Origin of the sequence: Beutenbergia cavernae DSM 12333 (assembly GCF_000023105.1) — a bacterium.
GTDB classification, from domain to species: domain Bacteria; phylum Actinomycetota; class Actinomycetes; order Actinomycetales; family Beutenbergiaceae; genus Beutenbergia; species Beutenbergia cavernae.
The window spans coordinates 2,371,187-2,394,899 of the sequence record NC_012669.1; the positions used below are offsets into that span (position 1 = coordinate 2,371,187).

Annotated in this window: 28 protein-coding genes; 10 read left to right on the top strand and 18 right to left on the bottom strand. The window is 73.3% G+C overall.

The annotated features are described in order from the left end of the window. The first annotated feature begins 21 nt into the window (after positions 1 to 21). Entirely contained in the window at positions 22 to 552 is a 531-nt protein-coding gene (locus tag BCAV_RS10565) for a DUF1697 domain-containing protein (protein WP_015882589.1), read from the top strand. Then, complete coding sequence (locus BCAV_RS10570; protein WP_245528834.1) at positions 549 to 1,454, top strand: PfkB family carbohydrate kinase; 906 nt, start codon at positions 549 to 551, stop codon at positions 1,452 to 1,454. The genes BCAV_RS10565 and BCAV_RS10570 overlap by 4 nt, the downstream gene beginning before the upstream one ends. 40 nt (positions 1,455 to 1,494) lie before the next feature. Here the strand turns inward: BCAV_RS10570 and BCAV_RS10575 are convergent, their stop codons facing one another. From BCAV_RS10575 to BCAV_RS10615, 9 genes are all read right to left on the bottom strand, one after another. After that, positions 1,495 to 2,154: an MBL fold metallo-hydrolase gene (locus tag BCAV_RS10575; protein WP_015882591.1), complete on the bottom strand. Its 660-nt coding sequence runs from the start codon at positions 2,152 to 2,154 to the stop codon at positions 1,495 to 1,497. 5 nt (positions 2,155 to 2,159) lie between these two features. Beyond that, a complete protein-coding gene (locus tag BCAV_RS10580; RefSeq protein ID WP_015882592.1) occupies positions 2,160 to 2,741 on the bottom strand; it encodes a MerR family transcriptional regulator in 582 nt (193 codons plus the stop codon). 173 nt (positions 2,742 to 2,914) lie between these two features. Then, positions 2,915 to 3,481, bottom strand: a complete 567-nt coding sequence (locus BCAV_RS10585) for a bifunctional nuclease family protein (RefSeq protein WP_245528835.1) — start codon at positions 3,479 to 3,481, stop codon at positions 2,915 to 2,917. Between the two features lie 21 nt (positions 3,482 to 3,502). Next, positions 3,503 to 4,279 carry a transcriptional regulator FtsR gene (gene ftsR, locus BCAV_RS10590; protein WP_043349429.1) on the bottom strand — a complete coding sequence of 259 codons (777 nt, stop codon included), beginning with the start codon at positions 4,277 to 4,279 and terminating at the stop codon, positions 3,503 to 3,505. A gap of 2 nt (positions 4,280 to 4,281) precedes the next feature. Further along, entirely contained in the window at positions 4,282 to 4,806 is a 525-nt protein-coding gene (locus tag BCAV_RS10595; RefSeq protein ID WP_015882595.1) for an FHA domain-containing protein, read from the bottom strand. Positions 4,807 to 4,888: 82 nt separating this feature from the next. After that, positions 4,889 to 5,629: a DUF881 domain-containing protein gene (locus BCAV_RS10600; protein ID WP_015882596.1), complete on the bottom strand. Its 741-nt coding sequence runs from the start codon at positions 5,627 to 5,629 to the stop codon at positions 4,889 to 4,891. Between the two features lies 1 nt (position 5,630). Beyond that, complete coding sequence (locus BCAV_RS10605) at positions 5,631 to 5,963, bottom strand: small basic family protein (RefSeq protein ID WP_015882597.1); 333 nt, start codon at positions 5,961 to 5,963, stop codon at positions 5,631 to 5,633. Then, a complete protein-coding gene (locus tag BCAV_RS10610; RefSeq protein WP_015882598.1) occupies positions 5,960 to 6,781 on the bottom strand; it encodes a DUF881 domain-containing protein in 822 nt (273 codons plus the stop codon). Before BCAV_RS10610 ends, BCAV_RS10605 begins: the two co-directional genes overlap by 4 nt. A 62-nt stretch (positions 6,782 to 6,843) precedes the next feature. Next, positions 6,844 to 7,260, bottom strand: a complete 417-nt coding sequence (locus BCAV_RS10615; protein WP_015882599.1) for a hypothetical protein — start codon at positions 7,258 to 7,260, stop codon at positions 6,844 to 6,846. A gap of 92 nt (positions 7,261 to 7,352) precedes the next feature. On the opposite strand from BCAV_RS10615, the gene BCAV_RS10620 reads away from it, so the two are divergent. Then, a complete protein-coding gene (locus BCAV_RS10620; protein WP_043349440.1) occupies positions 7,353 to 8,339 on the top strand; it encodes an LLM class F420-dependent oxidoreductase in 987 nt (328 codons plus the stop codon). A gap of 9 nt (positions 8,340 to 8,348) precedes the next feature. After that, the gene (locus BCAV_RS22955; RefSeq protein ID WP_015882601.1) at positions 8,349 to 8,504 is read left to right on the top strand and encodes a hypothetical protein; all 156 of its coding nucleotides are present in this window, start codon (positions 8,349 to 8,351) and stop codon (positions 8,502 to 8,504) included. 25 nt (positions 8,505 to 8,529) lie between these two features. Here BCAV_RS22955 and BCAV_RS10625 read toward each other — a convergent pair whose 3' ends face one another. The 3 genes from BCAV_RS10625 to BCAV_RS10635 form a co-directional block, all read right to left on the bottom strand. After that, entirely contained in the window at positions 8,530 to 8,976 is a 447-nt protein-coding gene (locus tag BCAV_RS10625; protein ID WP_015882602.1) for a DUF4395 domain-containing protein, read from the bottom strand. Continuing rightward, a complete protein-coding gene (locus BCAV_RS10630; protein WP_015882603.1) occupies positions 8,973 to 9,431 on the bottom strand; it encodes a thioredoxin family protein in 459 nt (152 codons plus the stop codon). The genes BCAV_RS10625 and BCAV_RS10630 overlap by 4 nt, the downstream gene beginning before the upstream one ends. An 84-nt stretch (positions 9,432 to 9,515) precedes the next feature. Then, positions 9,516 to 10,901, bottom strand: coding sequence for a UTP--glucose-1-phosphate uridylyltransferase (locus BCAV_RS10635; RefSeq protein WP_015882604.1), 1,386 nt, complete (start codon positions 10,899 to 10,901; stop codon positions 9,516 to 9,518). Between the two features lie 104 nt (positions 10,902 to 11,005). Here BCAV_RS10635 and rnhA point away from each other — a divergent pair, with 104 nt between their 5' ends. The 3 genes from rnhA to BCAV_RS10650 are packed head-to-tail and all read left to right on the top strand — an operon-like array spanning position 11,006 to position 12,496. Next, a complete protein-coding gene (rnhA, locus tag BCAV_RS10640) occupies positions 11,006 to 11,431 on the top strand; it encodes a ribonuclease HI (RefSeq protein WP_015882605.1) in 426 nt (141 codons plus the stop codon). Between the two features lie 4 nt (positions 11,432 to 11,435). Then, a complete protein-coding gene (thpR, locus tag BCAV_RS21620) occupies positions 11,436 to 11,942 on the top strand; it encodes an RNA 2',3'-cyclic phosphodiesterase (RefSeq protein ID WP_015882606.1) in 507 nt (168 codons plus the stop codon). Between the two features lie 38 nt (positions 11,943 to 11,980). Continuing rightward, positions 11,981 to 12,496 (top strand): mycothiol transferase, encoded by a 516-nt coding sequence (locus BCAV_RS10650; protein WP_015882607.1) that lies wholly within the window; start codon positions 11,981 to 11,983, stop codon positions 12,494 to 12,496. Here BCAV_RS10650 and BCAV_RS21625 read toward each other — a convergent pair. The 3 genes from BCAV_RS21625 to BCAV_RS10665 all read right to left on the bottom strand — a co-directional run bounded on the left by BCAV_RS21625 (position 12,457) and on the right by BCAV_RS10665 (position 16,888). Further along, positions 12,457 to 13,506, bottom strand: coding sequence for a CAP domain-containing protein (locus BCAV_RS21625; protein WP_015882608.1), 1,050 nt, complete (start codon positions 13,504 to 13,506; stop codon positions 12,457 to 12,459). The two genes, BCAV_RS10650 and BCAV_RS21625, sit on opposite strands and share 40 nt — an antisense overlap. A 92-nt stretch (positions 13,507 to 13,598) precedes the next feature. Next, positions 13,599 to 16,082, bottom strand: a complete 2,484-nt coding sequence (locus BCAV_RS10660) for a glycoside hydrolase family 65 protein (RefSeq protein WP_043349448.1) — start codon at positions 16,080 to 16,082, stop codon at positions 13,599 to 13,601. Positions 16,083 to 16,099: 17 nt separating this feature from the next. Beyond that, on the bottom strand, positions 16,100 to 16,888 hold the full coding sequence (locus BCAV_RS10665; RefSeq protein WP_015882610.1) for an HAD family hydrolase: 789 nt from the start codon (positions 16,886 to 16,888) through the stop codon (positions 16,100 to 16,102). Positions 16,889 to 17,034: 146 nt separating this feature from the next. Here BCAV_RS10665 and BCAV_RS10670 point away from each other — a divergent pair, with 146 nt between their 5' ends. Continuing rightward, positions 17,035 to 17,721 carry a LiaF transmembrane domain-containing protein gene (locus BCAV_RS10670; RefSeq protein WP_015882611.1) on the top strand — a complete coding sequence of 229 codons (687 nt, stop codon included), beginning with the start codon at positions 17,035 to 17,037 and terminating at the stop codon, positions 17,719 to 17,721. A gap of 4 nt (positions 17,722 to 17,725) precedes the next feature. After that, positions 17,726 to 18,709, top strand: a complete 984-nt coding sequence (locus tag BCAV_RS10675) for a DUF389 domain-containing protein (RefSeq protein WP_050761720.1) — start codon at positions 17,726 to 17,728, stop codon at positions 18,707 to 18,709. Here the strand turns inward: BCAV_RS10675 and BCAV_RS22130 are convergent. Continuing rightward, on the bottom strand, positions 18,600 to 19,379 hold the full coding sequence (locus BCAV_RS22130) for a CPBP family intramembrane glutamic endopeptidase (protein WP_015882612.1): 780 nt from the start codon (positions 19,377 to 19,379) through the stop codon (positions 18,600 to 18,602). The genes BCAV_RS10675 and BCAV_RS22130 overlap by 110 nt on opposite strands. Before the next feature lie 79 nt (positions 19,380 to 19,458). Beyond that, entirely contained in the window at positions 19,459 to 20,607 is a 1,149-nt protein-coding gene (locus BCAV_RS10685; RefSeq protein ID WP_015882613.1) for an endonuclease/exonuclease/phosphatase family protein, read from the bottom strand. Positions 20,608 to 20,763: 156 nt separating this feature from the next. On the opposite strand from BCAV_RS10685, the gene BCAV_RS10690 reads away from it, so the two are divergent. After that, positions 20,764 to 22,359 carry an alkaline phosphatase D family protein gene (locus BCAV_RS10690; RefSeq protein WP_015882614.1) on the top strand — a complete coding sequence of 532 codons (1,596 nt, stop codon included), beginning with the start codon at positions 20,764 to 20,766 and terminating at the stop codon, positions 22,357 to 22,359. 21 nt (positions 22,360 to 22,380) lie between these two features. On the opposite strand, the gene BCAV_RS10695 is transcribed toward BCAV_RS10690, so the two are convergent. Then, positions 22,381 to 23,712, bottom strand: coding sequence for an outer membrane protein assembly factor BamB family protein (locus BCAV_RS10695; RefSeq protein ID WP_015882615.1), 1,332 nt, complete (start codon positions 23,710 to 23,712; stop codon positions 22,381 to 22,383). Position 23,713: the final 1 nt, after the last annotated feature.

The window sequence follows — 23,713 nt, forward strand, 5'->3', positions numbered from 1 at the left end:
CGGCGTCGATAGCCTGGTCGCATGACGCGGTACGTGGCGCTCCTGCGGGGCGTGAACGTCGGGGGCATCACGGTGCGGTCGGCCCGGCTTGCGGAGATGGCCCGCGGGATGGGGCTCGACGACGTGCGCACCGTCCTGGCCAGCGGGAACCTCGTGTTCAGCTCCGACGAGCCCGTCGAGCGGCTCAAGACCCGCATCGAGTCGGAGCTGTCGGACACGTTCGGCTACGACGCGTGGATCGTCCTGACGACGAGCGCACACGTGGCGCAGGTCGTCGCGGCGTACCCGTTCGAACCCGACCGCGAGGGCCACCACGCGTACGTCGTGTTCGGCTCGCACCCCGGGGTGCTCGCCGAGCTCACGGCCGAGGCGACGAGCGTGGTGGGCACGAGCGGCGCGGACGAACAGGTCGCACCCGGGGACGGCGTCCTGTACTGGGAGTGCCCGAAGGGTTCGACGCTCGACACCGCCGTCTCGAAGGTCCTGGCCCGCAAGGCGTACCGGCAGAGCACCACGAACCGGAACCTGCGCACGTTGCGCAAGCTGACGTGAGCGCCCCGGAGGTGCGCGGCCTGTTCGTCGGGCTCGCGACCCTCGACGTCGTGCACCGCGTCGCCGCGCGGCCCGGTCCGGACGAGAAGGTCGTCGCCACCCGCACCGACGTCGCGGCGGGTGGTCCGGCCGCGGTCGCCGCCGCCACGTTCGCCGCCCTCGGTGGAATGGCCACGCTCGTGACGGCGATCGGGCGCGGGCCGATCGGGCGCGCGCTCACGCACGACCTGGACGCGTGCGGCGTCGTCGTCGTCGATCTCGCCGTCCAGGAGGAGGCTGCCGCCCCGTCGAGCGCCGTCGTCGTCGAGCACACGGGCGAGCGCTCGGTCGTGAGCAGCGCCGCCTCGGCCCCCGCTCCGCGGCCCCTGCCCCCCGAGGAGGCGGATCGTATGGTGGCAGCGGCCGACGTCGTCCTCCTCGACGGGCACCACCCTGCTCTCGCGCTGCCGGTGGTCTCGGCCGCCGGACGCCACGCGGTCCCGGTGGTCCTCGACGGCGGGAGCCACAAGCCGCTCGTCGACGAGCTCCTGCCTCTCGTCGGCGCCGCCGTCTTCTCCGGCACGTTCCGGTTCCCCGGTGGCGGCGCACCGGACGGGGCGACGACGGCGCTCGGTCCCGCCTTCGTGGCCGTCACCCAGGGAGCGCGGCCGGTGCGCTGGTGGACGGCCGACGGGGCCGGCGACGTCCCGGTCCCCGCCGTCGACGTCGTCGACACGCTGGGCGCCGGGGACGCGTTTCACGGTGCCTTCGCCTACGCGACGGCGTGCGGCGCCGGACCCATCGACGCCGTCCGCACCGCGATCGCCGTCGCCGGCGTGCGTGTGTCCCACCTCGGGCCGCGCGGTTGGCTGACGGACCCTCGACTCAAGCACATCGCGGCGGGCGCGGGGCGGCGGTCGTGAGCGCAGGATCGCGGCGTGGCCACGGACCTCGAGCGAGGGGTCAGAGGTCGGCGAGGGCGAGCGTCTCGCCGTCGGACCAGGTCCGGTACGCAGCCGGGGCGATGCCGAGCCCGTCCGGGCCGAGCTGCCGGCCGATGAGCCCGAGCCCCAGGTCCGAGGCGAGCGACTCGTGGATGGGGACCGCCACCCGCGGCGCGACCGCACGCGCGAAGTCGACGACCTCCGCGAGCTTCAGCCACGGTCCGCTCACCGGCAGGAGGAGCAGGTCGACGTCCTCGCCCGGCGCGGTCAGCGCGTCGCCCGGGTGGTACACGGCGTGCGGACCGGACCGCACGACGTAGCCGTGGTTGAGCGGGCGAGGAAGGTCCTCGTGGACGACGGCGTGCCACTCCCCCACAGCCCGCACCGTGACGTCGCCAAAGGCCAGCTCCTCGCCGGCGCGCACGGGCCGACGGCGTGCGTCGGGACCGCCGATGAGGGTCACCACGTCGGCCGGGGCGTGGACGACCAGCTCCGGATCGGCGTCGAGCGCCGCCACCAGCTGCTCGGGTACCACGTGGTCGGCGTGCTGGTGGGTGACGAGCACGACGTCGGCGTCGCGTGTGGCGTCGGCCGGGCCGAACGAACCCGGGTCGATGACGAGCGTGACCTGCGGGGTGGTGATGCGCACGCACGCGTGCGCGACCTTCGTGACGTCCAACGTCGTCAGCCGGCGTGCCGTGCGCGGCGACGCTGCGCGAGCTCGTCGTCACCGGACGCCGCGGCGTCGTCCTCGGCCCGCTCGGTCGGGAACTCCGCGAGCGTGCCCTCGACCTCACGCCACACACGGCCCACGGCGATGCCGAACACGCCCTGGCCGCCCTGCACCAGGTCGAACACCTCGTCGGCCGACGTGCACTCGTAGACGCTCGCGCCGTCGCTCATGAGGGTGATCTGCGCGAGGTCGTCCACGCCCCGCTCGCGCAGGTGGTCGACGGCGGAGCGGATCTGCTGCAGCGAGACGCCGGTGTCGAGAAGCCGCTTGACGACCTTGAGCACGAGGACGTCGCGGAAGCTGTACAGGCGCTGCGTGCCGGAGCCCGACGCCGAGCGGATGCTCGGTTCGACCAGCCCGGTCCGCGCCCAGTAGTCGAGCTGGCGATACGTGATGCCGGCGGCGCGGCACGCCGTCGGACCGCGGTAGCCGGTCGTGGTGTCCAGATCCGGGAGGGTGTCCCCGAACAGGAGCCCCTGCGCCCGCTGTGGGGTCGCGCCGGCGACGTTCGCGCCTGCCTCAGTGCTGCTCACACCGGTCTCCGTTCCGCGCACCCTGCGTCATGATCGTACGCCCGCCCGGCCCGTTGCCGGTGTGGGGGTGACGTCACGCCACGCTAGGGCGGTGCGCATCGCGCGTCAACGAGCCGCGCCGCGTCGAACGCCTCGGCGTGTCGGAGCGGCGTGTCTCACCATGAGGTCGAAGGTCAACGATCGGCTTGAGTCCCCTCGTTCCCGCCCGGTGAGTCACCGAAGTCCTCGGCGCTGACGTGGTCGAGGAAGTTCCGGAACTCCTCGATCTCGCGGGTCGCGCGCTCCTGCTGGTCGGCGTCGTCGGGATCCTCCTCCTCGAGCTCGATCCCCGCCGTCGCGAGCACGTCGGGGGCGCAGCGGATCGGCACCTCGGCGCGCAGGGCGAGAGCGATGGCGTCCGACGCCCGGGAGTCCACGACGATCCCGCCCGCGAGCTCGAGCTCGGCGTAGAACGTCCCCTCGCGCAGCGCCACGACGCGGACCTCGACGAGCGACGACCCGAGGATCGTCACGACGTCGAGCAGCAGGTCGTGGGTCTGCGGCCGGGGCGGCACGATGCCCGCCTGCGCGGACGCGATCGCCGCCCCCTCCCGCGGCCCGATGAGGATCGGCACGACGAGCTGCCCCCCACGCTCGGCCAGGAGCACCACGACCTCGCTCGCCGGCAGCCGGACTCGGACCCCGAGCACGTCCATCGTGCGCATGCTCCCGGGAGCGTCGGACGACTCGTCGGCGGACATGCCCTCCAGGCTACGCGCGCCTCAGGTGAGTCGCTCGACCCCGGCCCGCACGAGAGCACCGTGCAGCCGGCTGAGCAGCTCGGTGAGGTCGCCGGCCACGGCCGTGGCGCGTTCCCGCGAGACCGCCGCCGACTGCGCGTTCCCGTGGCCTCGCAGCGGTGCGACGATCTGCGCGACGACGTCGACCTGACGGTCCGCCGCGGCCCGCATCAGACGGAGGTGCCTGGTGTCGATGCCGTGGGTGCCGAGATCCTGCGCGAGCTGCACGATCGCGACGGCGGCGCTCGGGTAGCGACCCGCCGCGTCGGCGGAGATCAGCCCCGCCGAGGCCAGCTCACCGACCCGCTCGACGGTCACACCGGTCAGCTCCGCGAGCTCGGCGGCGTGCAGGCGTCCGCGGGGCAGGGCCCCCGTCAGCTCGCCGTCGGCCGACGCCAGTCGAGCCTCGGGCGCCGACTCGGCGCCGGAGTCGAGCTCGGCGAGCCGCTCCCGGATGACCCGCAGCGGGAGGAAGCTGTCGCGCTGTGCGGCGAGCGCGAAGCGCAGGCGTTCGACGTCGGCCTGGCAGAACACCCGGTAGCCGGCCGGCGTGCGGCGGGGGGCGACGAGGCCCTGGTCCTCGAGGAAGCGCAGCTTGGAGTGGCTGACGGCCGGGAACTCGCGCTTGAGCACGGCGAGCACCGCGCCGATGTTCATCGTGGGATTGCGGGAGACACCGCGCGGCCACGGCTCGGCGACGACCGGCGCGTCGTCGCCCGCCCCCGGGCTCTCGTCGCTACGCCGTGCGGAACCTGGCACGCTCACGCCTCGTCGGCCTCGCTGCGCCGTGGGCTCGGGTGGAACGTCAGCCGGTACTTCCCGATCTGCACCTCGTCGCCCGCCTTGAGCCGAGCGGACTCGATGCGTTCCCGGTTGACGTACGTGCCGTTGAGGGAGCCGACGTCCCGGACGACGAACCCGCCCTCCTCACGCCGGAAGTCGGCGTGCCGCCGGGAGACCGTGACGTCGTCGAGGAAGATGTCCGCGCGGGTGTCCCGCCCGGCCGACGTCGACTCGGCGTCCAGGAGGAACCGGGCACCGGAGTTCGGGCCGTGCTGCACGATGAGCAACGCCGACGACGCCGGCAGCGCCTCGACGGCGGCCGCGTCGGTGGGGCCGAGCTGCTGCCCGAGCGGGGTCTCGGTGTCCCGGCCCGCGGCGACGTTCTCGTAGTGGGCGGTCGTGCCCGACCCGGGCCCGACGGACGTCTCGTCCGGCCCTCTGGCCGGCCCGCTCGACCCAGCCCCCACGGAGGTCTCGTCCGGTTCTCTACCCGGCTCGCTCATCACCGGCCTCCTCACGCTGCACGTCTGTCGCTCCCCAGACGGTTCACCCTACCGGCCAGGTTGGTCCACCGGGAGGCGGAGCTCAGTCGTCGTCGTCCGGGGCGGGGACCGCGTACTCCGGGTCGGCGAGCGTCCGGGTGGACAGGATCTGGACGAGGTCCGACTCCTGCACGTCCACGCGGGCGCCGGCCGTGCGGATCGTCGCCAGCGCTCCCCCGGGGATGTCCAGCGCGACGCTCAGCGTCTGTGGCTCGCCGATGGCGAGGATCGTGTAGGGGCTCGTGACCTGGATGTCGTCGATGACGACGCCGCCGTCGCCGTCGACCACGTAGCTCGACGTACCGATCCGGACGGAGTTGACCTCGATGCTCTCCGCCCCGGCGTTGCGCAGCTCCTCGATCACGTGCACGAACGTCGAGGCCCGCACGGCGTCCTCGGCGTCGAAGATCGCCAGCTCGATACCCGGGCCCTCGACCGGGAGCGTGCCGGCGAGGATCCCCTGGACCGTGGCGTTGCGCTCGGCGACCTGCTGGGCGTCGGAACCGCTGAGGAGGTCGTTCCGGTCACGACGGAGCCGGCTCTGCTCCTCGGTGAGCTCCTCTCCCCGCTGCGTGATCTCGTCGAGGAGCCGCACCAGGTCGTCCTGGCGCATCGACGCGAACTCGTCGGCACGCGTCTGGCGCACCTGGAGCACGATGGCGAAGCCGAGCAGAGCGCACAGCGCGGCGACGAGCAGCTGGGACCGGCTGAACCAGCGCCGGCGCGCGGGAGCCGGGACGACGGCGCCGGCGCTGACGTCGGAGGGTTCGGGGACGTGTGCCATCTCAGGCCTTCAGCAGTGATCGTCGGATCGAGGCCGCGTTGGAGAAGATGCGGATGCCGAGCACCACGACGACGGCGGTGCTGAGCTGGGCGCCGACGCCGAGCTGGTCGCCGAGGAACACGAGCAGGGCAGCGACGACCACGTTCGACAGGAAGGACGTGACGAACACGCGGTCGTCGAAGACGCCGTCGAGCCGCGCACGGACCCCGCCGAACAGCGCGTCGAGCGCCGCGACGACGGCGATGGGCAGGTACGGCTGGAGCTCGGTCGGCACGGTGGGCGAGACGATGAGGCCCACGATGATGCCGAGGGCGAGACCGAGGACGGCGATCACTGCTCGTCTCCTCCCTGGGTCGTCCCGACCGGCTGGGCGTAGCTCAGCGACGCGGGACTCGCGCCGGACATCCGCAGGTCATTGTGCACCGTGACCGAGGTGCCGATGCCGTACTGGTCGCGCAGCACGGCAAGATGCCCGGCCGCCGGGGTGCGTGCGAGCCGGGTGCGCAGGTCCTGGGTGTTCCCGATCGCCGCCACCTCGTAGGGCGGGCTCAGCGGGACCAGGTCGACGAGGATCGCCTGCCCCGCCGTGCGGATCGCGCTGATCGCCGTGACCCGCGTGCCGTTGATGGTGATCGCCTCGGCGCCAGCGGCCCACAGGCCGTTGACGACGACCTGGAGGTCGGCGTCCTGGACGCGTTCCTCGGGGTGCTCGTCCGGCTCCGCCAGCGCCCGGTCGGAGTCGGTGAGCCCGATGACCAGTCCCGGGCCGTGCACGGGCGACGAGCCGGACGCGACGCCGAGGCGCTGCAGCTGGGCGACGAGCTGCGGGTCGGAGCGTTCGAGGGCGGCCTCCTGGAGGTCGCTGATCTCAGCCGCGAGGTCGACGTTCGTCTCCGCGAGCACGTCGTTCTCCCCGGACCGCGTCTGGATCTCCTCGATGAGGACGGTGCGCGCCTCGGTCGTGACCTCGGCCGGCGCCCGCAGGTCGCGTGCAGCGACCACGACGCCCACTCCGAGTGCGACGGCGAGCACGCCCACGAGCGCGCGTTCGAGCCCGCGCGACCGTTCCCGCTCCCCGGTGACGCGCCGCCGCGCCGCATCCTCGTAGGCGGGGTCGAGCGGATGCTCCATCACCTCGACGAGCAGCGTCATCGACGCGTCCGGCCGACGCGTGGAGTGCACGGGGTGCCCGGCGTGCGGGGCCGAGCTCCCGGTCACCGTGCGGGCCCGACGCTCAGGCCGGGCTCGGCCAGGACCCCGGCGAGCTGCCGCACGTAGAGCACCGCGCCGTACCAGGAGACCAGGGCTCCCCAGCCAGCTCCGGTCCAGCCGACGACGGAGCCGACGGTGCCCCACGTGCCGGGTACGAGCCCGACCGCGAGGCCCGCGGCACCGACCGCCAGGGCAGCGACGGCGACGGTGCCCGCCGCGTGGACGGGGTAGCCGCGGTAGCCGCGCGAGCGGAGCGACGGGATGGTGCACACGAGCAGGAGGTCCCGTGCGCCGAGCACGATGACGAACCACCAGGGCACCGCGCCGGCCCACGCGAGGGCGACGTACGCGAGGGCCACGCACACTCGCACCGCCACGCGGCCGAGCGTGCGCGCGTCGACTGACGTCGCGGGACCCATGGTCGTCAAGCGTACGTGCCGGATCGCCGGCAGACTGGCGGACGGGACGGGAGATCCGCGGGGCGACGCCAGTAGGCTCCGGTGCCATGACGATGCGATTCGGGATGTTCGTCCCGCAGGGCTGGCGGTTCGACCTCGTGGGCATCGACCCCGCGGAGCAGTGGTCGGTGATGTCGTCGCTCGCGGCGCACGCCGACGCCGGCCCGTGGGAGTCGATCTGGGTCTACGACCACTTCCACACGACGCCGGTGCCGAGCGAGGAGGCGACGCACGAGGCCTGGAGCCTCATGGCGGCATTCGCCGCGAGCACCTCGCGCGTCCGGCTCGGCCAGATGTGCACCTGCATGGCGTACCGCAACCCCGCCTACCTCGCGAAGGTCGCGGCCACGATCGACGTCATCTCCGGCGGCCGCGTGGAGATGGGGATCGGGGGCGGCTGGTACGAGCACGAGTGGCGCGCGTACGGCTACGGGTTCCCGCGCGCCGGTATCCGGCTCGGGATGCTCGACGAGGGCGTCCAGATCATGGCGCAGGCGTGGCGCGACGGCGTCGCGACGTTCGCGGGCGAGCACTACCAGGTCGACGGCGCGATCGTTCGCCCGCTGCCGCTCCAGGAGGGCGGGATCCCGCTGTGGATCGCCGGCGGCGGCGAGAAGGTGACGCTGCGGATCGTGGCGAAGTACGGGCAGTACGCGAACCTCGACGGATCGCTCGAGGGCTTCTCGCACAAGTCCCGGGTGCTCGCCCAGCACTGCGCGGACGTCGGCACCGACTTCGACGCGATCACACGTAGCGCCAACTACAACGTCATGATCGGCGCCACGGAGGCCGAGGTGGAGGAGCGCCTGCGCGTCCACGAGGAGCGCCTGCTCCCGCACCTGGGGCCGGAGCGCACCGCCGACCACATGGCCGGCCAGCGCGCGGCGCTCGCCACGGGCACGCCGGAACAGGTCGTGGAGCGGCTCTCCGCCGTCAAGGATGCCGGCCTGTCGTACGGCATCTTCTACTTCTCCGAGGCGGCGTACGACCGTTCGAGCCTCGAGCTGTTCGAGCGAGAGGTGATCCCCGCACTGTCCTGAGGAGGACGTATGAGCGCCACACCACCGGAACCGACGGAACCGCCCGAGCTCGAGCTGCGGGTCCTCGAGGAGGACGAGACGGTGCCGCCGCGGCCGGAGGAGGAGATCGCCGACGCCGAGCGGTCGGAGACGCCGCCCGGCTCGTCGGCCGGGGCGGGTGCGTGAGCCATCGCCGCACCCTGCCGGACGGTCAGGCGGCTGTGGAGCGGTGGCGGAGGCGCACGCCGAGCGTGTAGATCTCGCACCCGAGGCAGAACCCGAACGCGGCGTTGAGGAACGCGGCAGCGAGCGCGACCGCTGCCGCGACCGGGACGGCGGCCGGGACCCCGAGCAGGGCCAGGACCACCCCGGCGCCGGTGACCACGAGCCCGACGAGCTGGGCGAACCGGGGCGGCGCCGGGTCCTCGAGCTCCGCCGGCGGGCCGAGACGCGGTCGAACGACCGCCCGGAACAGCGCCGCCTGCCAGGTCGCGCTCACGCCGCGCGTTGCGCCGATCGCGAACGACGCGGCGACGAGCCCCAGCAGCAGCGTCCCGGCGACGCCGCCGCCCAGCACCAGGACGACGACGAGCAGCACGCTCGTGACGCCCGCCGCCACACGTGGCCCGCGGGGGTCGATCCCGGTCGGACGCGTCATGCGGCAGCCGCCTCCCTGAGCGGCCGGACGGCGTCGCGTGCCTGCCCTGGGCTCGGCGCTCCCGCGACCCGACTCACGAGGCGCCCGTCGCCGTCGAACACGAACGACGTGGGCGTGCGCAGCACGTGCAGGCGGCCGACCAGCTCCGCGTGGTCCTCGACGTCGAGCTCGACGTGCGTGACCGACGCGTCCTCCCGGGCGAGCGACGCCCACACGCGGGCGGCCTGCCGGCACGGCGCGCACGCCGCCGCCGACACCTGGACGACTGTCGCCCGGCGCCCCGCGGGAACCCCCGTCGCCGCCAGCAGCCCGGCGAGCCGGTCGTCGGGGCGGGCTTCCCGGACGGGTGTCGCCCGGCCCCGGCCACGCTGCAGCAGGAGCCACCCGAGCGTGGCGGCGAGCAGCACGACGGCGGCCAGCGTCAGCCGGCCGGAGACGGTCGCGAGATCGAGCACGTGCGCACGCTACGGCGCACACGCCCGCGGCGTCGGGACGACCCGATCCGTCTCACCTGGCGAGCACGTTCCCGTCGGGCGGGGTCAGCGCCCGGCCCCGCGCTCGGAGACGAGCGCGCCGTCGGGCACCCGCCGCGCCGCGCCGTCGTCGGCGGAGAGCACCGCGTCGCCGACCACCCGTACGCGAGCCCCGAACGTCCAGTCCCCGCGCACCCGCAGGGACGTCGCGTCCACGAGCGACGGAGGGCCGGCCGGGAAGCGTGCGTCGAACCCGGCGAGCAGCCGGTACGGCGAGTCCAGCTCGACGAACGGTGCCGCGACACGGGCGACGAGCCGGGCGTCGTCGTCCAGCGCGTACACGTCCGACCGGACGAGGAGCAGGTCGTCAGTCGTCTTCACCGGAAGGAACCTCGACCGGTTCACCTCCAGCACGCGGGCGCCGTCGAACACCTCGATCGCCGCCCCCATGGCGGTCTCGAGCTGGATCACCGGCGTCGAGTCGGGGTCGGCCGGGTCGACGGTCTTCGCGTTGCTGATGAGCGGCAGCGGCAGGACGCCGTCACGCTCCGCGAGCAGGTCGGCCAACGCGGCCAGGTCGAGCCACAGGTTGTTGGTGTTGAAGTACTTGTGCCGGGTGATGTCGGACGCCGCGGCACGGTCCTGCTGCCGGGTCTGCGCCGTCTCGCGCAGCACGAGTCGGCTGTCGCTGCGCCGGACGACGACGTGCCCGCCCTTCCGGTCGGCGGGCGTGCGGCGCGCGACCTCGGCGGCGAACGCCGCCCCCGACGCCGCGAACCACGCGGCGATCCCGGCGTCGGGCACGGCTCCCAGGTTGTCGGCGTTGGACACGCTCGCGTAGCGGTAGCCGGCGTCGAGCAACCGTTCCAGCAGGCCGGAGGTCTGCAGCGCCGTGTACAGGTCGCCGTGCCCCGGCGGGCACCACTCGAGCTCGGGGTCGGCGGGCCACGTCACCGGCGTGAGGTCGTCGGCGCGCAGCTTCGGCTCCCGGTTCTGCAGGAAGTCGGAGGGGATGCCGTCGACGGCGAGGTCGCGGTGCCGGGCCAGTGCGGCGAGCGAGTCGTCACGGGTGCGGAAGCTGTTCATGAGCACGAGCGGGAGCGGGACGCCGTGCCGCGCCCGCGCCGCCAGCACCTGCTCCGCGATGACGTCGAGGAACGTGGCCTCGCCGCGGACCGGGAGCAGCGACTTCGCCCGGTCCATGCCCATCGACGTGCCGAGCCCGCCGTTGAGCTTGATCATCACGGTCCGGGCGAGCGCTCCCGCGTCGGCGGTCTCGAGGGCGTCGGCATGCTCGACGTCGACGAGCGGGGCGACGTCGCGTTCCGCGAGCATCCCGCTCTCGCCACGTTCGAGCTCGCGGTAGAGACGCGCGAAGGTGTCGATCGCGAGGGCAGGCACAGCGGCCTCCGCCATCCGGGTACGGGCGAGGTCCAGCCCCTGGTCGCTCATCTCCCCGAGCGTAGGGCGGGCGCCGCACCCGCCGCACCCGGCGCCCCTAGAGTGTCCGGGTGAACGATCCCGCGCCGCTCGACGGCGTTCCCCCTTCCGTCGAGATGTGGACCGACGGGGCGTGCAAGGGCAATCCCGGACCGGGCGGCTGGGGTGTCCTACTCCGGTCCGCCGGGCGCGAGAAGGAGCTCTGGGGCGGCGAGGCTGCCACCACCAACAACCGCATGGAGCTCACGGCCGTGATCGAGGGTCTGCGCACGCTCAAGCGGGACTGCGTCGTCGTCGCGCACGTCGACTCCCGGTACGTGATGAACGGCATGACCTCATGGATCACGGGCTGGAAGCGCAACGGGTGGCGGACGTCGGACCGCAAGCCGGTGAAGAACGAGGACCTGTGGCGAGCCCTCGACGCGGAGGTGGCCCGCCACGAGGTGAGGTGGGTGTGGGTCAAGGGCCACGCCGGCGACCCGGGCAACGAACGCGCCGACGCCCTCGCGAACCGCGGCATCGTCGAGCTGCGCGCCGGGTGACGCGGTGCGCCTGTTCGTCGCGGTCCCCCTGCCGGGAGCCGTGCGCGCCCAGCTGGCGACCGCTGTCGAGCCGATCCGCGGCGGGGACGACGGCGCGCGCTGGGTCTCCCCGCGGCTGTGGCACGTGACCGTCGCGTTCCTCGGCGAGGTGCCCGACGCCGACGTGCCGGCCGTGCAGGCGCACTGGGCGGAGCGGGCGAGGGAGACCGGCCCGCTCGAGCTGCGTCTCGTGGGCGGCGGGGCGTTCCCCGACGCGCGGCGGGCGCGCGTCCTGTGGGCAGGGGTCGACGTGGACCTCCGGGCGTGGACTGCGCTGGCGGCCGACGACGCGGTGCCGCACGTGACGCTCGCTCGGTACCGGCCGGCGCAGGACGTGCGCCCCGCTGTCGCGGCCCTCGCGGCGGTGCGCACGAGCGCGTGGCGGTGCCACGGTCTCGCGCTCGTCGAGTCGCGGCCGTCCCCGGACGCGGAACGCCGCTACGTCCGCGTGGCGACGCTTCCGGCACGCTGAGACGTGCGGGCGCCGACCGGAGCTCGCAGACTGGTCGGATGCAAGCCACCGATGTGCTGACCGACTGCTTCGTCCGGATCCACGGGGTCGTCACCTCCGTGCTCGACGACGCCGGCCCCGACCTGCTCACGTGGCGGGCGGGCCCGACGGCGAACACGCCCGCGTGGCTCGTCTGGCACGCGACGCGCGTGATCGACGCGCAGGTGAGCGACGCCGTCGGGCACCCCGAGTGCTGGACCCAGGACGGCTGGGCCACACGCTTCGACCTGCCGTTTCCCGCCTCGGCGACGGGTTACGGTTTCACCCCGGACGACGTCGCCCGCGTGCGCGTCGGGGCGGCCGAGCTGCGTGGTTACGCCGACGCGGTGCACGCCACGACGCTCGCGGATCTCGCGGGCCTGGCCGAGGGCGACCTCGACCGCGTGGTCGACACGGCGTGGGACCCGCCCGTCACGCTCGGCGTCCGGCTGGTGAGCACCGTCGCGGACGCGTTCCAGCACGCGGGCCAGGCCGCCTACGTGCGGGGGCTCTGGCGGGCGGCGAGCGCCGCCTGACGCCGGCGCCACCACAGCACGGCGGCCACCGCCACGGCGGCCAGCCCGGCGAGTGCCGGCAGCGTCCACGCGGCGGCACCCGGCCCCCCGCCGGCCGCGGTCGCCGCCTCGGCGGCGTCCGACGTCTGTGCGTCCGGCGTGGGGCTCGCCGTGACGACGTCCGACGGCGCGGCGCTCGACGCCGCCGGGGCGGACGGCGTCGGATCCGGCGACGGCGAGACATCGGGCGTGGCGGACCGTGCGAGCGCTGCGGCGACCGCCTCGAGCGTCGCCGGACCCGCGACGCCGTCGACGGCGAGCCCCGCCTGCTGCTGGAACGCGCTCACGCCCGCGGAGGTGCGCGGCCCGTACGCCCCGTCGACGGCGACGTCGTGGCCGAGCGCGGCCAGGTCGGCCTGCAGCCGCTCGACGTCGGGTCCGGAGGCGCCGATGCCGAGCCATCCCGGCGGGAGGGTCGCCGCTGGTTCCGGCGTCGGTTCCGCGGGCGGCGCGCCCGGGTCCGCCGGCTCCTCCGGCACGACCGGCGGCACCGCGGCACCCGGGTACGCGGCGAACACCTGGGTGAGGTAGCCGGAGCCGTCGGCGGCGACGGCGTACCCGACGCCGATCGAGGTGAACGCCGGCGACAGGATGTTCGCGCGGTGCCCCGGCGACTCCATGAGGGACGCGTGGAACCCGGCGGCGCTGGGCGCCGTCGACCACGCGACGTTCTCGCCCCAGGTCGTCCACCCGGCCGGGATCTGGTCCCCGACGGCGGGGTTGTGCGAGAGGTCACCGGCGGCTGCCATCTGCTCCGACCACGCCTGCGCGACCGCCGCGAGGCCGGGTTCCCACGCGAGGCCGCCCAGACCGGCGGCCGCGCGCGAGCCGTTGACGTGCGCCGCGACGTCGCCGCCCACCGACGCCAGGGCGGGCGCGGTGGCCGGCGGAGCCACCAGGAACGCGAGGGCGAGCAGCGCCGCGACGACGGACAGCCCTCCCCGTCGCCCCGCGCGTCGCGTTCCGTGCACGAGGGCGAGTCTGCCCGACGGCGCCGCCGCCGGTCGATGCCGACCCGTGCCCGCGGCCCGGCGGCGGTCGGTCGCCCGGTCTGGCCGGACCGTCAGCCGAACAGGTGCTCGTCGTCCTCGTGCGTGTCCGGGACGGTGGCGACGATGACCGTCCCGTCCGCACGCCGCGTGCCCTCGATGTCGCGCGTGGTGGGTGCGCCGATGAGCCGCGGCCCCTGGTCCTCGAGCGGGACGAGCACCGGTTCCTCGGCGCTCACCGTCACGCGCTCGCCCCGGACCAGCAGCGTCGCCTCCGTGCCCCGCTCGACCGTCAGCGTGAGGTCCTCCTGCCGCAGGTCCACGCGGACCCGCGTGCCCTGCAGGGTGAGCCGGAACGTCAGCCCTTCCCACAGCTCGGGGAGGCGCGGGTCGAGCGTGACCTGGCCGCCGCCGTCGCGCATGCCGCCGAACCCGGCCACGAGCGCGCTCCAGATCCCCCCGGCGGACGCGACGTGCACGCCGTCGGCGGTGTTCGCGTGCAGGTCGGCGAGGTCGACGTACAGGGCATCGCCGAAGTACTCCAGCGCGAGCTCCTGGTAGCCGACCTCTGCCGCGACGATCGACTGGACCACCGCAGAGAGCGTGGAGTCCCCGGTGGTCAGCGGGTCGTAGTAGTCGAAGTCGGCGAGCTTCTCCTCGGCCGTGAACCCGTCACCCTGGAGGAAGAGCGCCAGGACGACGTCGGCCTGCTTGAGCACCTGGAACCGGTAGATCACCAGGGGGTGGTAGTGCAGCAGCAGCGGCCGCTTGTCGGCCGGCGTGTTCGACAGGTCCCACAGCTCCTTCTCGAGGAACTGCGCGTCCTGCGGGTGGATGCCGAGCCGGGCGTCGAACGGGATGTGCATGTGATCGGCGGCGCGGCCCCACTCCGCGACCTCCGAGTCGGCGAGCTGCAGCCGCGTCACCATGTGCCGGTAGGCCTCGGGGTCCGCTGCGGCGAGCCGTTCGACGGCCGTCGCAGCAGCACGCAGATTGAACCTGGCCATGACGTTCGTGTAGAGGTTGTCGTTGACGACCGTCGTGTACTCGTCGGGGCCCGTGACGCCGTGGATGTGGAACGCCCACGCGCCGTTCCCGCGCCAGAACCCCAGGTCGGCCCACATCCGAGCGGTCTCGACGAGGACGTCGATCGCCTCCCGGGCGAGGAAGTCGTCGTCCCCGCTCGCCGTCAGGTACTGGCACAGCGCGAACGAGATGTCGGCGTCGATGTGGTACTGCGCCGTCCCCGCCGCGTAGTAGGCGGACGCCTCCTCACCGTTGATCGTCCGCCACGGGAACAGCGCCCCGTCCTGGTTGAGCTCGGACGCGCGACGGCGGGCGGCGTCGAGCATCGTGTACCGGAAGCGCAGCGCGTTCCGCGCGGCCCGCGGCATCGTGTACGTGAGGAACGGCAGGACGTAGATCTCGCCGTCCCAGAAGTAGTGCCCGCCGTACCCGGAGCCGGAGACGCCCTTCGCCGCGATCCCGCTGCCCTCGGCACGCGCGGACGCCTGCGCGATCTGCAGCAGGTTCCACCGGATCGCCTGCTGGGCGGCGGGCTGGCCGTGGAGGACGACGTCGCTGCGCGCCCAGAAGTCGTCGAGCCAGGACCGCTGCTCGGCGAACGTCTCCTGGGTGCCGTTCTCGCGGACGCGGTCCAGCGTGCGCCGGCACCGGTCGACGAGCTCCCGCGCCGGGATGCCCCGCGACGTGTGGTAGCTGACCACCTTCGTCACCAGGATCGGCTCCCCGCGCCGGGCCCGGATGCGGTACACGTGCTTGGCGAGGTCGGGCTCGATCTGGCTGAGCTCCTCGACCTCGTTCGCCGTCTCGATGGTGTGGTCGGCGGCGACGGCCAGCGTCATCCCGGAGTTCGTGCACCGGTAGCCGAGGACGTAGCGGCCCTCGCCCTCCCACTGCAGCTCGGGCTGCAGGACGCGTTCCGCGAGCCGGCCCGCCTGCCGCGGGTCGAACCCGGAGCCGAGCGCCGCGGCGCGCACGGCGTACTCGTCGCTGCCGTCCTGGCGGTTGAGGATCTGGCTCGAGATCGCGACCGGGGCGTCGGCGTCGAGCAGCGTGACCTCGTACGTCATGACCGCGAGGTGCCGCTGCGCGAACGACACCATGCGCCGTGACCGCACGCGGACGTGCTTGCCGGCGGGCGTGCGCCACAGGATGTCGCGCGTCAGGGTGCCGTCCGCGAAGTCGAGCGTGCGCTCGTAGGAGGGCAGGTCGGCCACGGTGAGCAGCAACGGCTCGTCGTCCACGTACAGGCGCAGGATCTTCGTGTCCGGGACGTTGACGATGGTCTGCCCCACCCGGGCGAAGCCGAACGCCTCCTCCGCGTGCCGGATGGGCCACGTCTCGTGGAACCCGTTGATGAACGTGCCGTGGCTGAAGCTGTCGCGGCCCTCCTCGACGTTGCCGCGCATGCCGAGGTAGCCGTTGCCGACCGAGAACAGCGTCTCCGTGGTGCCTTGGTCGCCGGCGGAGAAGCGCACCTCGCGCAGCCGCCACTCGTCGACCGGGAAGCGGTCCCGGTCGAGGTGGTCGGGCATGCCGTACGCGTCGCGCCTCACCGGGCGCTCCGCGCGGCGCGGCGTGGAGCGCCCTCGCCCACGAGCTCACCGAGATCGGTCACCACGACGTCGGCACCGGCGTCGCGCAGCGCGTCCGGCCCGGCGCCCCGGTCCACCCCGACGACGCACCCGAACCCGCCGGCGCGGCCCGCCTCGACGCCGGAGATGGCGTCCTCGACGACGGCGGCCCTGGCCGGATCGACGCCGAGCTGCTGCGCGGCGAACAGGAACGTGTCGGGTGCCGGCTTGCCGGGCAGGCCCCGCGCGACGGCGACCGCGCCGTCGACGACGACGGCGAACCGGTCGGCGAGACCTGCCGCGTCCAGCACGGCCGGCGCGTTCTTCGAGCTGGAGACGACGGCGACGCCGAGCCCGGCCTCGGCCAGTGCGTCCAGCAGCCGCACCGACCCCGGGTACGCGGTGACCCCCTCGTCCTCGAGCACCTCGCGGAACACCTGGTTCTTCCGGTTCCCGAGGCCGCACACCGTGTCGGCGCCCGGCGGGTCGGTCGGCTCGCCGTCGGGGAGCTCGATGCCGCGGGACGCGAGGAGCGTGCGCACGCCGTCGTAGCGGGGTCGGCCGTCGATCGACGCGAAGTAGTCGGCCTCCGTGTAGGGCGCCGCGCCGTGGGCGGCGAGGTACGGCTCGAACAGGCGCGCCCAGGCACGCATGTGGACCTCGGCCGTCGGGGTGATCACACCGTCGAGGTCGAAGAGGACGGCGTCGATGTCGGCGAGGGCGACGGGGGCTCCGGTGGGGCCGTCCGGGCCGGGTGGCGTGCTCATGGTGTGCTCCTGGTCGAGGAGGGTGCGCCGCATCGCCGTCGACCATACGCACCGCAGTTGGCGATCCGGAGCATCGTAGTCCTCGATCCAGCCGCTCACGACGCGACGGCGGGACGGGCCGACGGCCCGCCCACTAGCGTGTGCCCATGAACCGCAGGCCTGCCGCGCAGGCGTTCCTCGGCGTCGTCATCGTCCTGATCGGCGTGCTGGCGCTGCTGAGCCAGCTCGACGTCGTCACGATCGACCTCGGCGACCTGATCTCGACCTGGTGGCCGCTGGTGATCGTCGGCATCGGGCTCGTCGCGCTGGTGACCGTTCCGCGGGCCTGGGTGGGCCCGACGATCATCATCGCGGTCGGCGCGTTCCTGCTGCTCATGACGACCGACGTCGTCGACGTCGACTTCTGGCAGCTCGCCTGGCCGGTGGCGATCATCCTGGTCGGAGTGGCGCTCCTCACGCGGCTCGGCACGCAGGAGGACCACGCGGACACGGTCAACTCCACGGTCATGTGGTGGGGGTCGCAGCGCCGGACGCGGTCGCAGACGTTCCGGGGTGGCAGCCTGACGGCGATCATGGGCGGCATCGATGTCGACCTGCGCGACGCCGCCATCGTCAGCGACGCCGAGATCTCCGTGTTCGTCATGTGGGGCGGTGTCGACATCACCGTGCCGCCGACGTGGCGGGTGCGCCTCTCGGGGCTCCCCCTGCTCGGCGGGTGGGACGACAAGACGACCCCGCCCGTCGATCCGCACGCACCGGAGCTGCGGATCCACATCACCTCGGTGATGGGCGGCGTCGACGTCGAGAACAAGCTGCCGCGCAGCCTGGTCTGACCCCGTGCTCAGCGTGCGGGTGATCGCCCCCCGCGAGACGTGCCGGGCGGTCACGGAGATCGTGAAGGCCGACCCGACCGTGGCCAACCTCGCCGTGGTGCGCGGGGCGACGCTCGACGGCGGCGGTGACCTCGTGCTGTTCGACGTCGCCCGGGAGAACGCGAACGAGGTGATCGGCGCGCTGCGAGGCCTCGGCATCGAGTCCTCGGGCTCGATCACGCTCACCGAACCGCTCGCGGTGATCTCCCTCGCGGCCGATCGCGCCGAGGAGGAGGCACCGGGCCATCCCGCCGACGGCGTGGTGTGGGACCAGATCGAGGACCAGGCGCGCAACGACGCGCGACCCTCGTGGTCGTTCATGGTGTTCCTCGTCCTCGCGACGCTGATCGCCGGGATCGGCCGCTACCTCGACCAGCCGATCCTCATCATCGCCGCCATGGTCGTGGGGCCGGAGTTCGCTCCGGTCGCCGCGATCTGCATCGCGCTCGCCCGACGTCGTCTCCGCCTCGTCCCCGAGGCCGCCCTCACGCTGATCGGCGGGTTCGCGATCGCCACCGTCTTCTCGTGGGCGGTGTGGGCGATCGCGTACGCGTTCGGGGCGATCGACCGTGAGCGCGCCACGACGGGTCCCCTCACGGAGTTCATCGTGAGCCCCGACATCTGGTCGTTCCTCATCGCACTGCTCGCGGGGTGCGCCGGGGTGCTCTCGCTGACGACGGCGAAGTCGTCGGCGCTGGTCGGGGTCTTCATCTCGGTCACCACGGTGCCCGCGGTCGGCACGATCGCGCTGACGCTCGCCGTCGGCGAGTGGGGTGAGGCATGGTCCTCGCTGATCCAGCTCGGGATCAACCTGCTGGGACTCCTGGTCGCCGGGACGGTCACCCTTCTGGTGCAGCGCTTCGCGTGGGAGCGGTTCGGGCGGATGCGGCCCCGCCCGGCCCACCGCGGGAGGCGTGCCGCAGCAGCACCACCCCCGTCGCGACCATGAGGAGCGTGGTGGCGAGCACGACGACGTCGCCCGGGCTTCCCGGCGTCAGCTCGCCGGCGAGGTCGGAGAGCGCGTGCAGCACGATGAGCGGCGTCAGCCACCGGAACCGTGCCTGGTAGGCGGCGAACGCGAACCCGAACGCGGCGGTGAGGTCGACGTTCGTCAGGACGGTGCCGACGTCGGCGTCGGACGTGGCGAGCGCCGAGAGGTGCTGCAGCCCGAACAGCACGCCCGTGCTGACGACGGCGATCGCCGTCGAGAAGCTGCGGCTCAGCCGGGCGAGCGTGAACCCGCGACTGAGCAGCTCCTCGTTGACGGCCACGAGCACGAACGTCAGAGCCCACCACCCCGCGCCGGGCTCAGCGTCGCGTGGACCCTGCGGCCAGGTCCACGAGGCCGCCTCGAGGGCGAACGGCACGAGCCACAGCAGCGCCGGCCACGACCGCCAGAGGGTGAGGCCGATCTCGGACCACATCCGGGCGGCGGAGACGACCACGACGGCGTAGACGACGCACAGGCCGTTGACGACGAGGCCGACGTCCCACCCCCGGAGGCCGAGGAGCGGCAGGACCTCGATCCCGACCACGATGAGCGCGAACCGTCCGAGCATGACGGCCAGCACCACGGCGACGGCGCGGGCGCCGCCGGTGCGACTCCGCTCCGAGATCACGGCCTGATCCTGCCGGACCACGTCGGCGCTGTCTCATACTCTCCGGCGATGACTCCCGCGTGACGGACTGGGAGCCGGGCTAGATGTCGAGCTCGACGACGAGCGCCGCGTGGTCCGACGCCTGGTGCGTGCCGGTGAGCATCTCCGGGTACGTCTCCCACGCCGTCGGGCGGGTCACGCGGGTACCCCACAGGCCGGTGCGGAACACGCGCCCCGACGTGAACCTCGCGGCCAGACCGCGGGACAGCAGGATGTAGTCGAGCCGGTTGCGGATCCCGCACGAGTCGAACGTCCCGGGCCGGGGTCCGACGTCGAAGCCGTCGAGGTCGAAGCACGAGACCAGCGGCCCGTCGCTCTCGAACAGGGCGGCGAGGCTGACCGGCACCTGTCCCACGGCCGGTGAGCCCTCGTTGAGGTCCCCCAGCACGACGACGTGCTCCCCCACCGCGACGAGCTCGTCGACGATCGCCCGGACCGCCTCCGCCTGACGTCGACGTCGCTCGCCGCCGCCACCGGACTGCGACTTGAAGTGGTTGACGAGCACCTGGATCACCGTGCCGGACGGCGTGGTGACCTCGTACTGCGCGCAGTCACGGCTGAACACCAGGCCGACCGCGTCCTCCGTGTCGACGTGCGAGTGGATCGCCCCGATCGGGAACCCGGGCTTGGTGAGCAGGCCGACGTCGATGCCGCGCTCGTCGTTGCCGTCGACGAGCATGAGGTGCCGGTAGTGGTCGCCGAGCAGCTCCGCGTCGAACCGGAGCAGGGCCGGGCGGTCCTCCGCCTCGATGACCGCGAGGACGTCGGCGTCCACGTCGTGCACGACGCGCGCCGTCATCCGTATCCCGGTCTCGTCCGTGGCCTCGACGGCGAGCTCCACCCACCCGATCCACATCCCGCGGCCGGTGGCGATGATCTCGATGTCGCGCGTCGTGTCCCGCGGCTCGGTGTCGAACGTCCCGCGGTTCTTGCGCAGCCACGCCCAGGGCGGATCCGCGCTCTGCCGGCGTCGCACCGCCCCGTGCGAGTTCACGTAGTAGATGCCGAGGACCACGAGGAGCTCGCGCATCCGCTCCCGGTCCTGCTCGGTGTACGCGTCCTGCGCGATGAGCGCGTTGAGCTCGCTGTAGGCGGCGAGCACGGGCTCGCCGGCGGCCCAGTCGCGGGTGTCGAACGCCTTCGGGCGCGCGAACAGGTTCTCGACGTTGAACGACGCGATCCGGACCATCGCCCACCTCCGGGGCCGACGACGCCGGCGGCCGTCCGCCGGTGGGGCAAGTCTAGGAAGGTCCTCCGGCGACGGCGATCCGGGCGGCAGGTGTTCGGCGAGTGTTCGGCGCGGCGCCATCGTCGCGGGCGCGCGACTCCTCTAACGTCACGGGACATGCCACGGACCTCGTTCGCAGCGTTGCCCGAGACCGACCGCCGCAGCTTCCTGGGACTCGCCGGCGGTTCCGCGGCGGGGCTGGCCTTCAGCCTCGCCCTCCCCACCGCCGCCGGCGCGACGACGCGCGGCGGGAACCTCCCCTTCCCGTTCACGCAGGGCGTCGCCTCCGGTGATCCCCTGACGGACGCCGTCGTCCTCTGGACGCGCATCGCGCCCGACCCGCTGGCACCGGCGGGCGGACTCGATCCGGGGGCGCGCGTCGAGGTCGGGTGGCAGGTCGCCGAGGACGAGCGTTTCCGCCGGGTCGTGCGCCAGGGCAGCGTGGTGACGAGCGAGGACACCTCGCACACGGTGCACGTCGACGTCCGCGGTCTGCGGCCGGGCCGGCCCTACTGGTACCGCTTCCGCGCCGGCGGCCACATCAGCGAGGTCGGTCGCACGACGACGGCGCCGAGCCCGCGGTCGATGCAGCCGCTCAAGCTGGCCGCCGCGTCCTGCCAGAACTGGCGCGCCGGGTACTTCCAGGTGATGTCGGACGCGATCGCGCAGGGCGCGGAGCTCATGGTGTTCGTCGGGGACTACCTCTACGAGTACCCGGTGCAGCAACTGCCGATCGGGCGCGCCATCGATCCGACGCTCCCGTCGGAGGTCATTCCCACCACTGTGACCCTCGACCAGTACCGGCTGCGGTACTCCCTCTACAAGACCGATCCCGACCTGCAGGCCGCGCACCGGGTCATGCCGTGGGTCATGTCGTGGGACGACCACGAGGTGGCCAACGACTACGAGTCGTGGCCGACGCCGGACCTCGACCGTCGCGCCGCCGCGTACCGCGCGTACTGGGAGTTCACGCCGATCCGCTGGCCCCGGATCCCGCAGGGGGCGGACGCCCGGCTGTTCCGGCGGTTCCAGTTCGGACAGCTCGCGCAGATCGACATGCTCGACACGCGTGAGTACCGGGACCCCCAGGTGCGCGGGACCGTCGTCGACGACGGGCCGCGGCGCGACCCGGCACGCCAGATCCTGGGTGCCGAGCAGGAGGCGTGGTTCGCCGAGGGTTTCGGGGCCGAGCAGGTGCGCTGGAACATCGTCGCGCAGCAGATCCTCATGGCCCGGCTGAACACGGCGAGCGATCCCGAAGCGCCGGTCGTCTTCTCGGCGGGCACGTGGGACGGCTACCAGGCGGGGCAGCAGCGCATGTTCGACGTCGTCGCCGCCTCGCAGTCGCGCGGCACGTCGCGCAACTTCTTCGTGCTCTCGGGCGACGTGCACTGCTCGTACGTCTCCGACATCGGCGTCGACACGCTCGATCCGACGTCTCCGGTCATCGGCGCCGAGATCACGTCGACGTCCGTCACGTCCGCCCAGGACTTCGACCCCGAGGCGAACGAACGCCGCCAGGTCCGCCGGCGCGTGAACCCCTCGCTCAAGTGGGCCGACCTGCACTGCGGTTACGTGCTGTGCGACATCCGGTCCGACGTGCTGCGCGCCGACGTCCGCGTCGTGGACAAGGTCTCCTCCCACGAGGATCCCGTCTTCACGGGCGCGAGCTTCGAGGCGTACGACGGCGTGCCCGGCATCGTGCAGGTGTGACCCTCACGCGTGCGGTGCGAGTCAGCGCCACACGGCGACGGAGCGCGCGGACTCGACGACCACCGATCCGTCCGAGGCGATGGTGTGGACGCCGTAGAAGGTCGTGTCCCCGACCTGGACGCGCCAGGCCTCCTCCCCGGAGGTGACGTCGAGGGCCGTCAGCCACTGCCCGTCCTCGTCGGAGATACCCGCCAGGAGGCGCGTGCCGTCCGTGCCCACGAACCACGTCCCGACCTCGGCGGCTGGCGCGCTCCAGAGCTCGGTCCCGGTCCGAAGGTCGTGCGCCACCATGGGCGTCTGATCGGACGACATCATCGGGAGAAGCACGACGACGTCGTCCGTAGCCGCCAGCGGGTACGTCTCCTCGGGCGGCTCCCAGAGCGCCGTCCCGGCGCGGTCTCGTGCCACGAGGCGAAGCGACCTCTCCATCTCCGCGTCCGTCTGGTCGGTCGTGAGGACGACGTCGGGCTCGAGGTCGTCCGTGACGGTCGGGAGGATCTGACCCGGGAGCAGCGTCGCGACCGTCCGGCCGTCGACGTCGCGCAACGTGCGCTCGGAGTCGAGCGGGCCGACGGCGACCAGGTCGCCCACCGCGCCGGTCCACGAGAGCTCGACGTCGGACCCGTCCTCGACGTCGAGGGTCGGCCCGTCCGGCACGCTCCAGAGCACCACGACCGACCCCACGACCGCGAACCCTCCCGCCTCCCTCACCTCGAGCTCCGGGGCGGCGCTCTCGAACGCTCGCGACCACACCTGCGTGCCGTCCGCGGCGAGGCGCCGGATCACCAGCTCGTCGTCGTCGACCACTGACTCGATGCGACCGTGGCCGAACGCGGTCACCGCGCCGACGCCCTCGGCCCGCTCCTCCGTCACGAGCCCGGTGGAGAGCTCGATCGAGAGGATCGACGAGGCGTCGCCGTCTGCCGTGAGGCACGCGACGAACGGGCCGGACGCGTAGTCGCACCGCGCGAGCGTCAGGTCCGGGACCCTCCACAGCTCATCCCCTGTCTCCAGGTCGAGCGCCTGCACGCAGCTCTGCCCGAGCACGAGGAGGAGGTCTCCGGCGAGGTTGAGCTGCGCGTCCGGTTCGCAGAGGTCGGCCTCCCACCGGAGGCTCGGCGGCGCGGACATGTCGGGCACGACTCCCGGCGTGTCGCTCGCCGGTGGCGGCACGTTGGCCGCGAGGACCATGCCCACGGCACCGAGCGCCGTCGCAACGGCGACCCAGGGCAGCGCGGTGTGCCAGGGGCGCCGCTCGACGTGAACGGGCCCGTCCGGGTCTCCTCCGGCGGGCTCGTCACGCGCTGCGTCCGTGACGGGCGAGATGTCGAGCTCGATCTCGTCCCGCGCCATA

Coding starts and splice junctions, on each gene's coding strand:
- BCAV_RS10650 (WP_015882607.1), top strand. CDS start 11,981: ATGCAAGCCACCGATGTGCTGACCGACTGCTTCGTCCGGATCCACGGG.
- BCAV_RS10695 (WP_015882615.1), bottom strand. CDS start 23,712: ATGGCGCGGGACGAGATCGAGCTCGACATCTCGCCCGTCACGGACGCA.
- BCAV_RS10625 (WP_015882602.1), bottom strand. CDS start 8,976: ATGACGCGTCCGACCGGGATCGACCCCCGCGGGCCACGTGTGGCGGCG.
- BCAV_RS10690 (WP_015882614.1), top strand. CDS start 20,764: ATGCCACGGACCTCGTTCGCAGCGTTGCCCGAGACCGACCGCCGCAGC.
- BCAV_RS10665 (WP_015882610.1), bottom strand. CDS start 16,888: ATGAGCACGCCACCCGGCCCGGACGGCCCCACCGGAGCCCCCGTCGCC.
- BCAV_RS10685 (WP_015882613.1), bottom strand. CDS start 20,607: ATGGTCCGGATCGCGTCGTTCAACGTCGAGAACCTGTTCGCGCGCCCG.
- BCAV_RS10565 (WP_015882589.1), top strand. CDS start 22: ATGACGCGGTACGTGGCGCTCCTGCGGGGCGTGAACGTCGGGGGCATC.
- BCAV_RS10585 (WP_245528835.1), bottom strand. CDS start 3,481: ATGTCCGCCGACGAGTCGTCCGACGCTCCCGGGAGCATGCGCACGATG.
- BCAV_RS22955 (WP_015882601.1), top strand. CDS start 8,349: ATGAGCGCCACACCACCGGAACCGACGGAACCGCCCGAGCTCGAGCTG.
- BCAV_RS10635 (WP_015882604.1), bottom strand. CDS start 10,901: ATGAGCGACCAGGGGCTGGACCTCGCCCGTACCCGGATGGCGGAGGCC.
- BCAV_RS10600 (WP_015882596.1), bottom strand. CDS start 5,629: ATGGCACACGTCCCCGAACCCTCCGACGTCAGCGCCGGCGCCGTCGTC.
- rnhA (WP_015882605.1), top strand. CDS start 11,006: ATGTGGACCGACGGGGCGTGCAAGGGCAATCCCGGACCGGGCGGCTGG.
- BCAV_RS10610 (WP_015882598.1), bottom strand. CDS start 6,781: ATGACGCTGCTCGTCGAGGTGATGGAGCATCCGCTCGACCCCGCCTAC.
- BCAV_RS10615 (WP_015882599.1), bottom strand. CDS start 7,260: ATGGGTCCCGCGACGTCAGTCGACGCGCGCACGCTCGGCCGCGTGGCG.
- BCAV_RS10595 (WP_015882595.1), bottom strand. CDS start 4,806: ATGAGCGAGCCGGGTAGAGAACCGGACGAGACCTCCGTGGGGGCTGGG.
- BCAV_RS10620 (WP_043349440.1), top strand. CDS start 7,353: ATGCGATTCGGGATGTTCGTCCCGCAGGGCTGGCGGTTCGACCTCGTG.
- BCAV_RS10670 (WP_015882611.1), top strand. CDS start 17,035: ATGAACCGCAGGCCTGCCGCGCAGGCGTTCCTCGGCGTCGTCATCGTC.
- BCAV_RS10660 (WP_043349448.1), bottom strand. CDS start 16,082: ATGCCCGACCACCTCGACCGGGACCGCTTCCCGGTCGACGAGTGGCGG.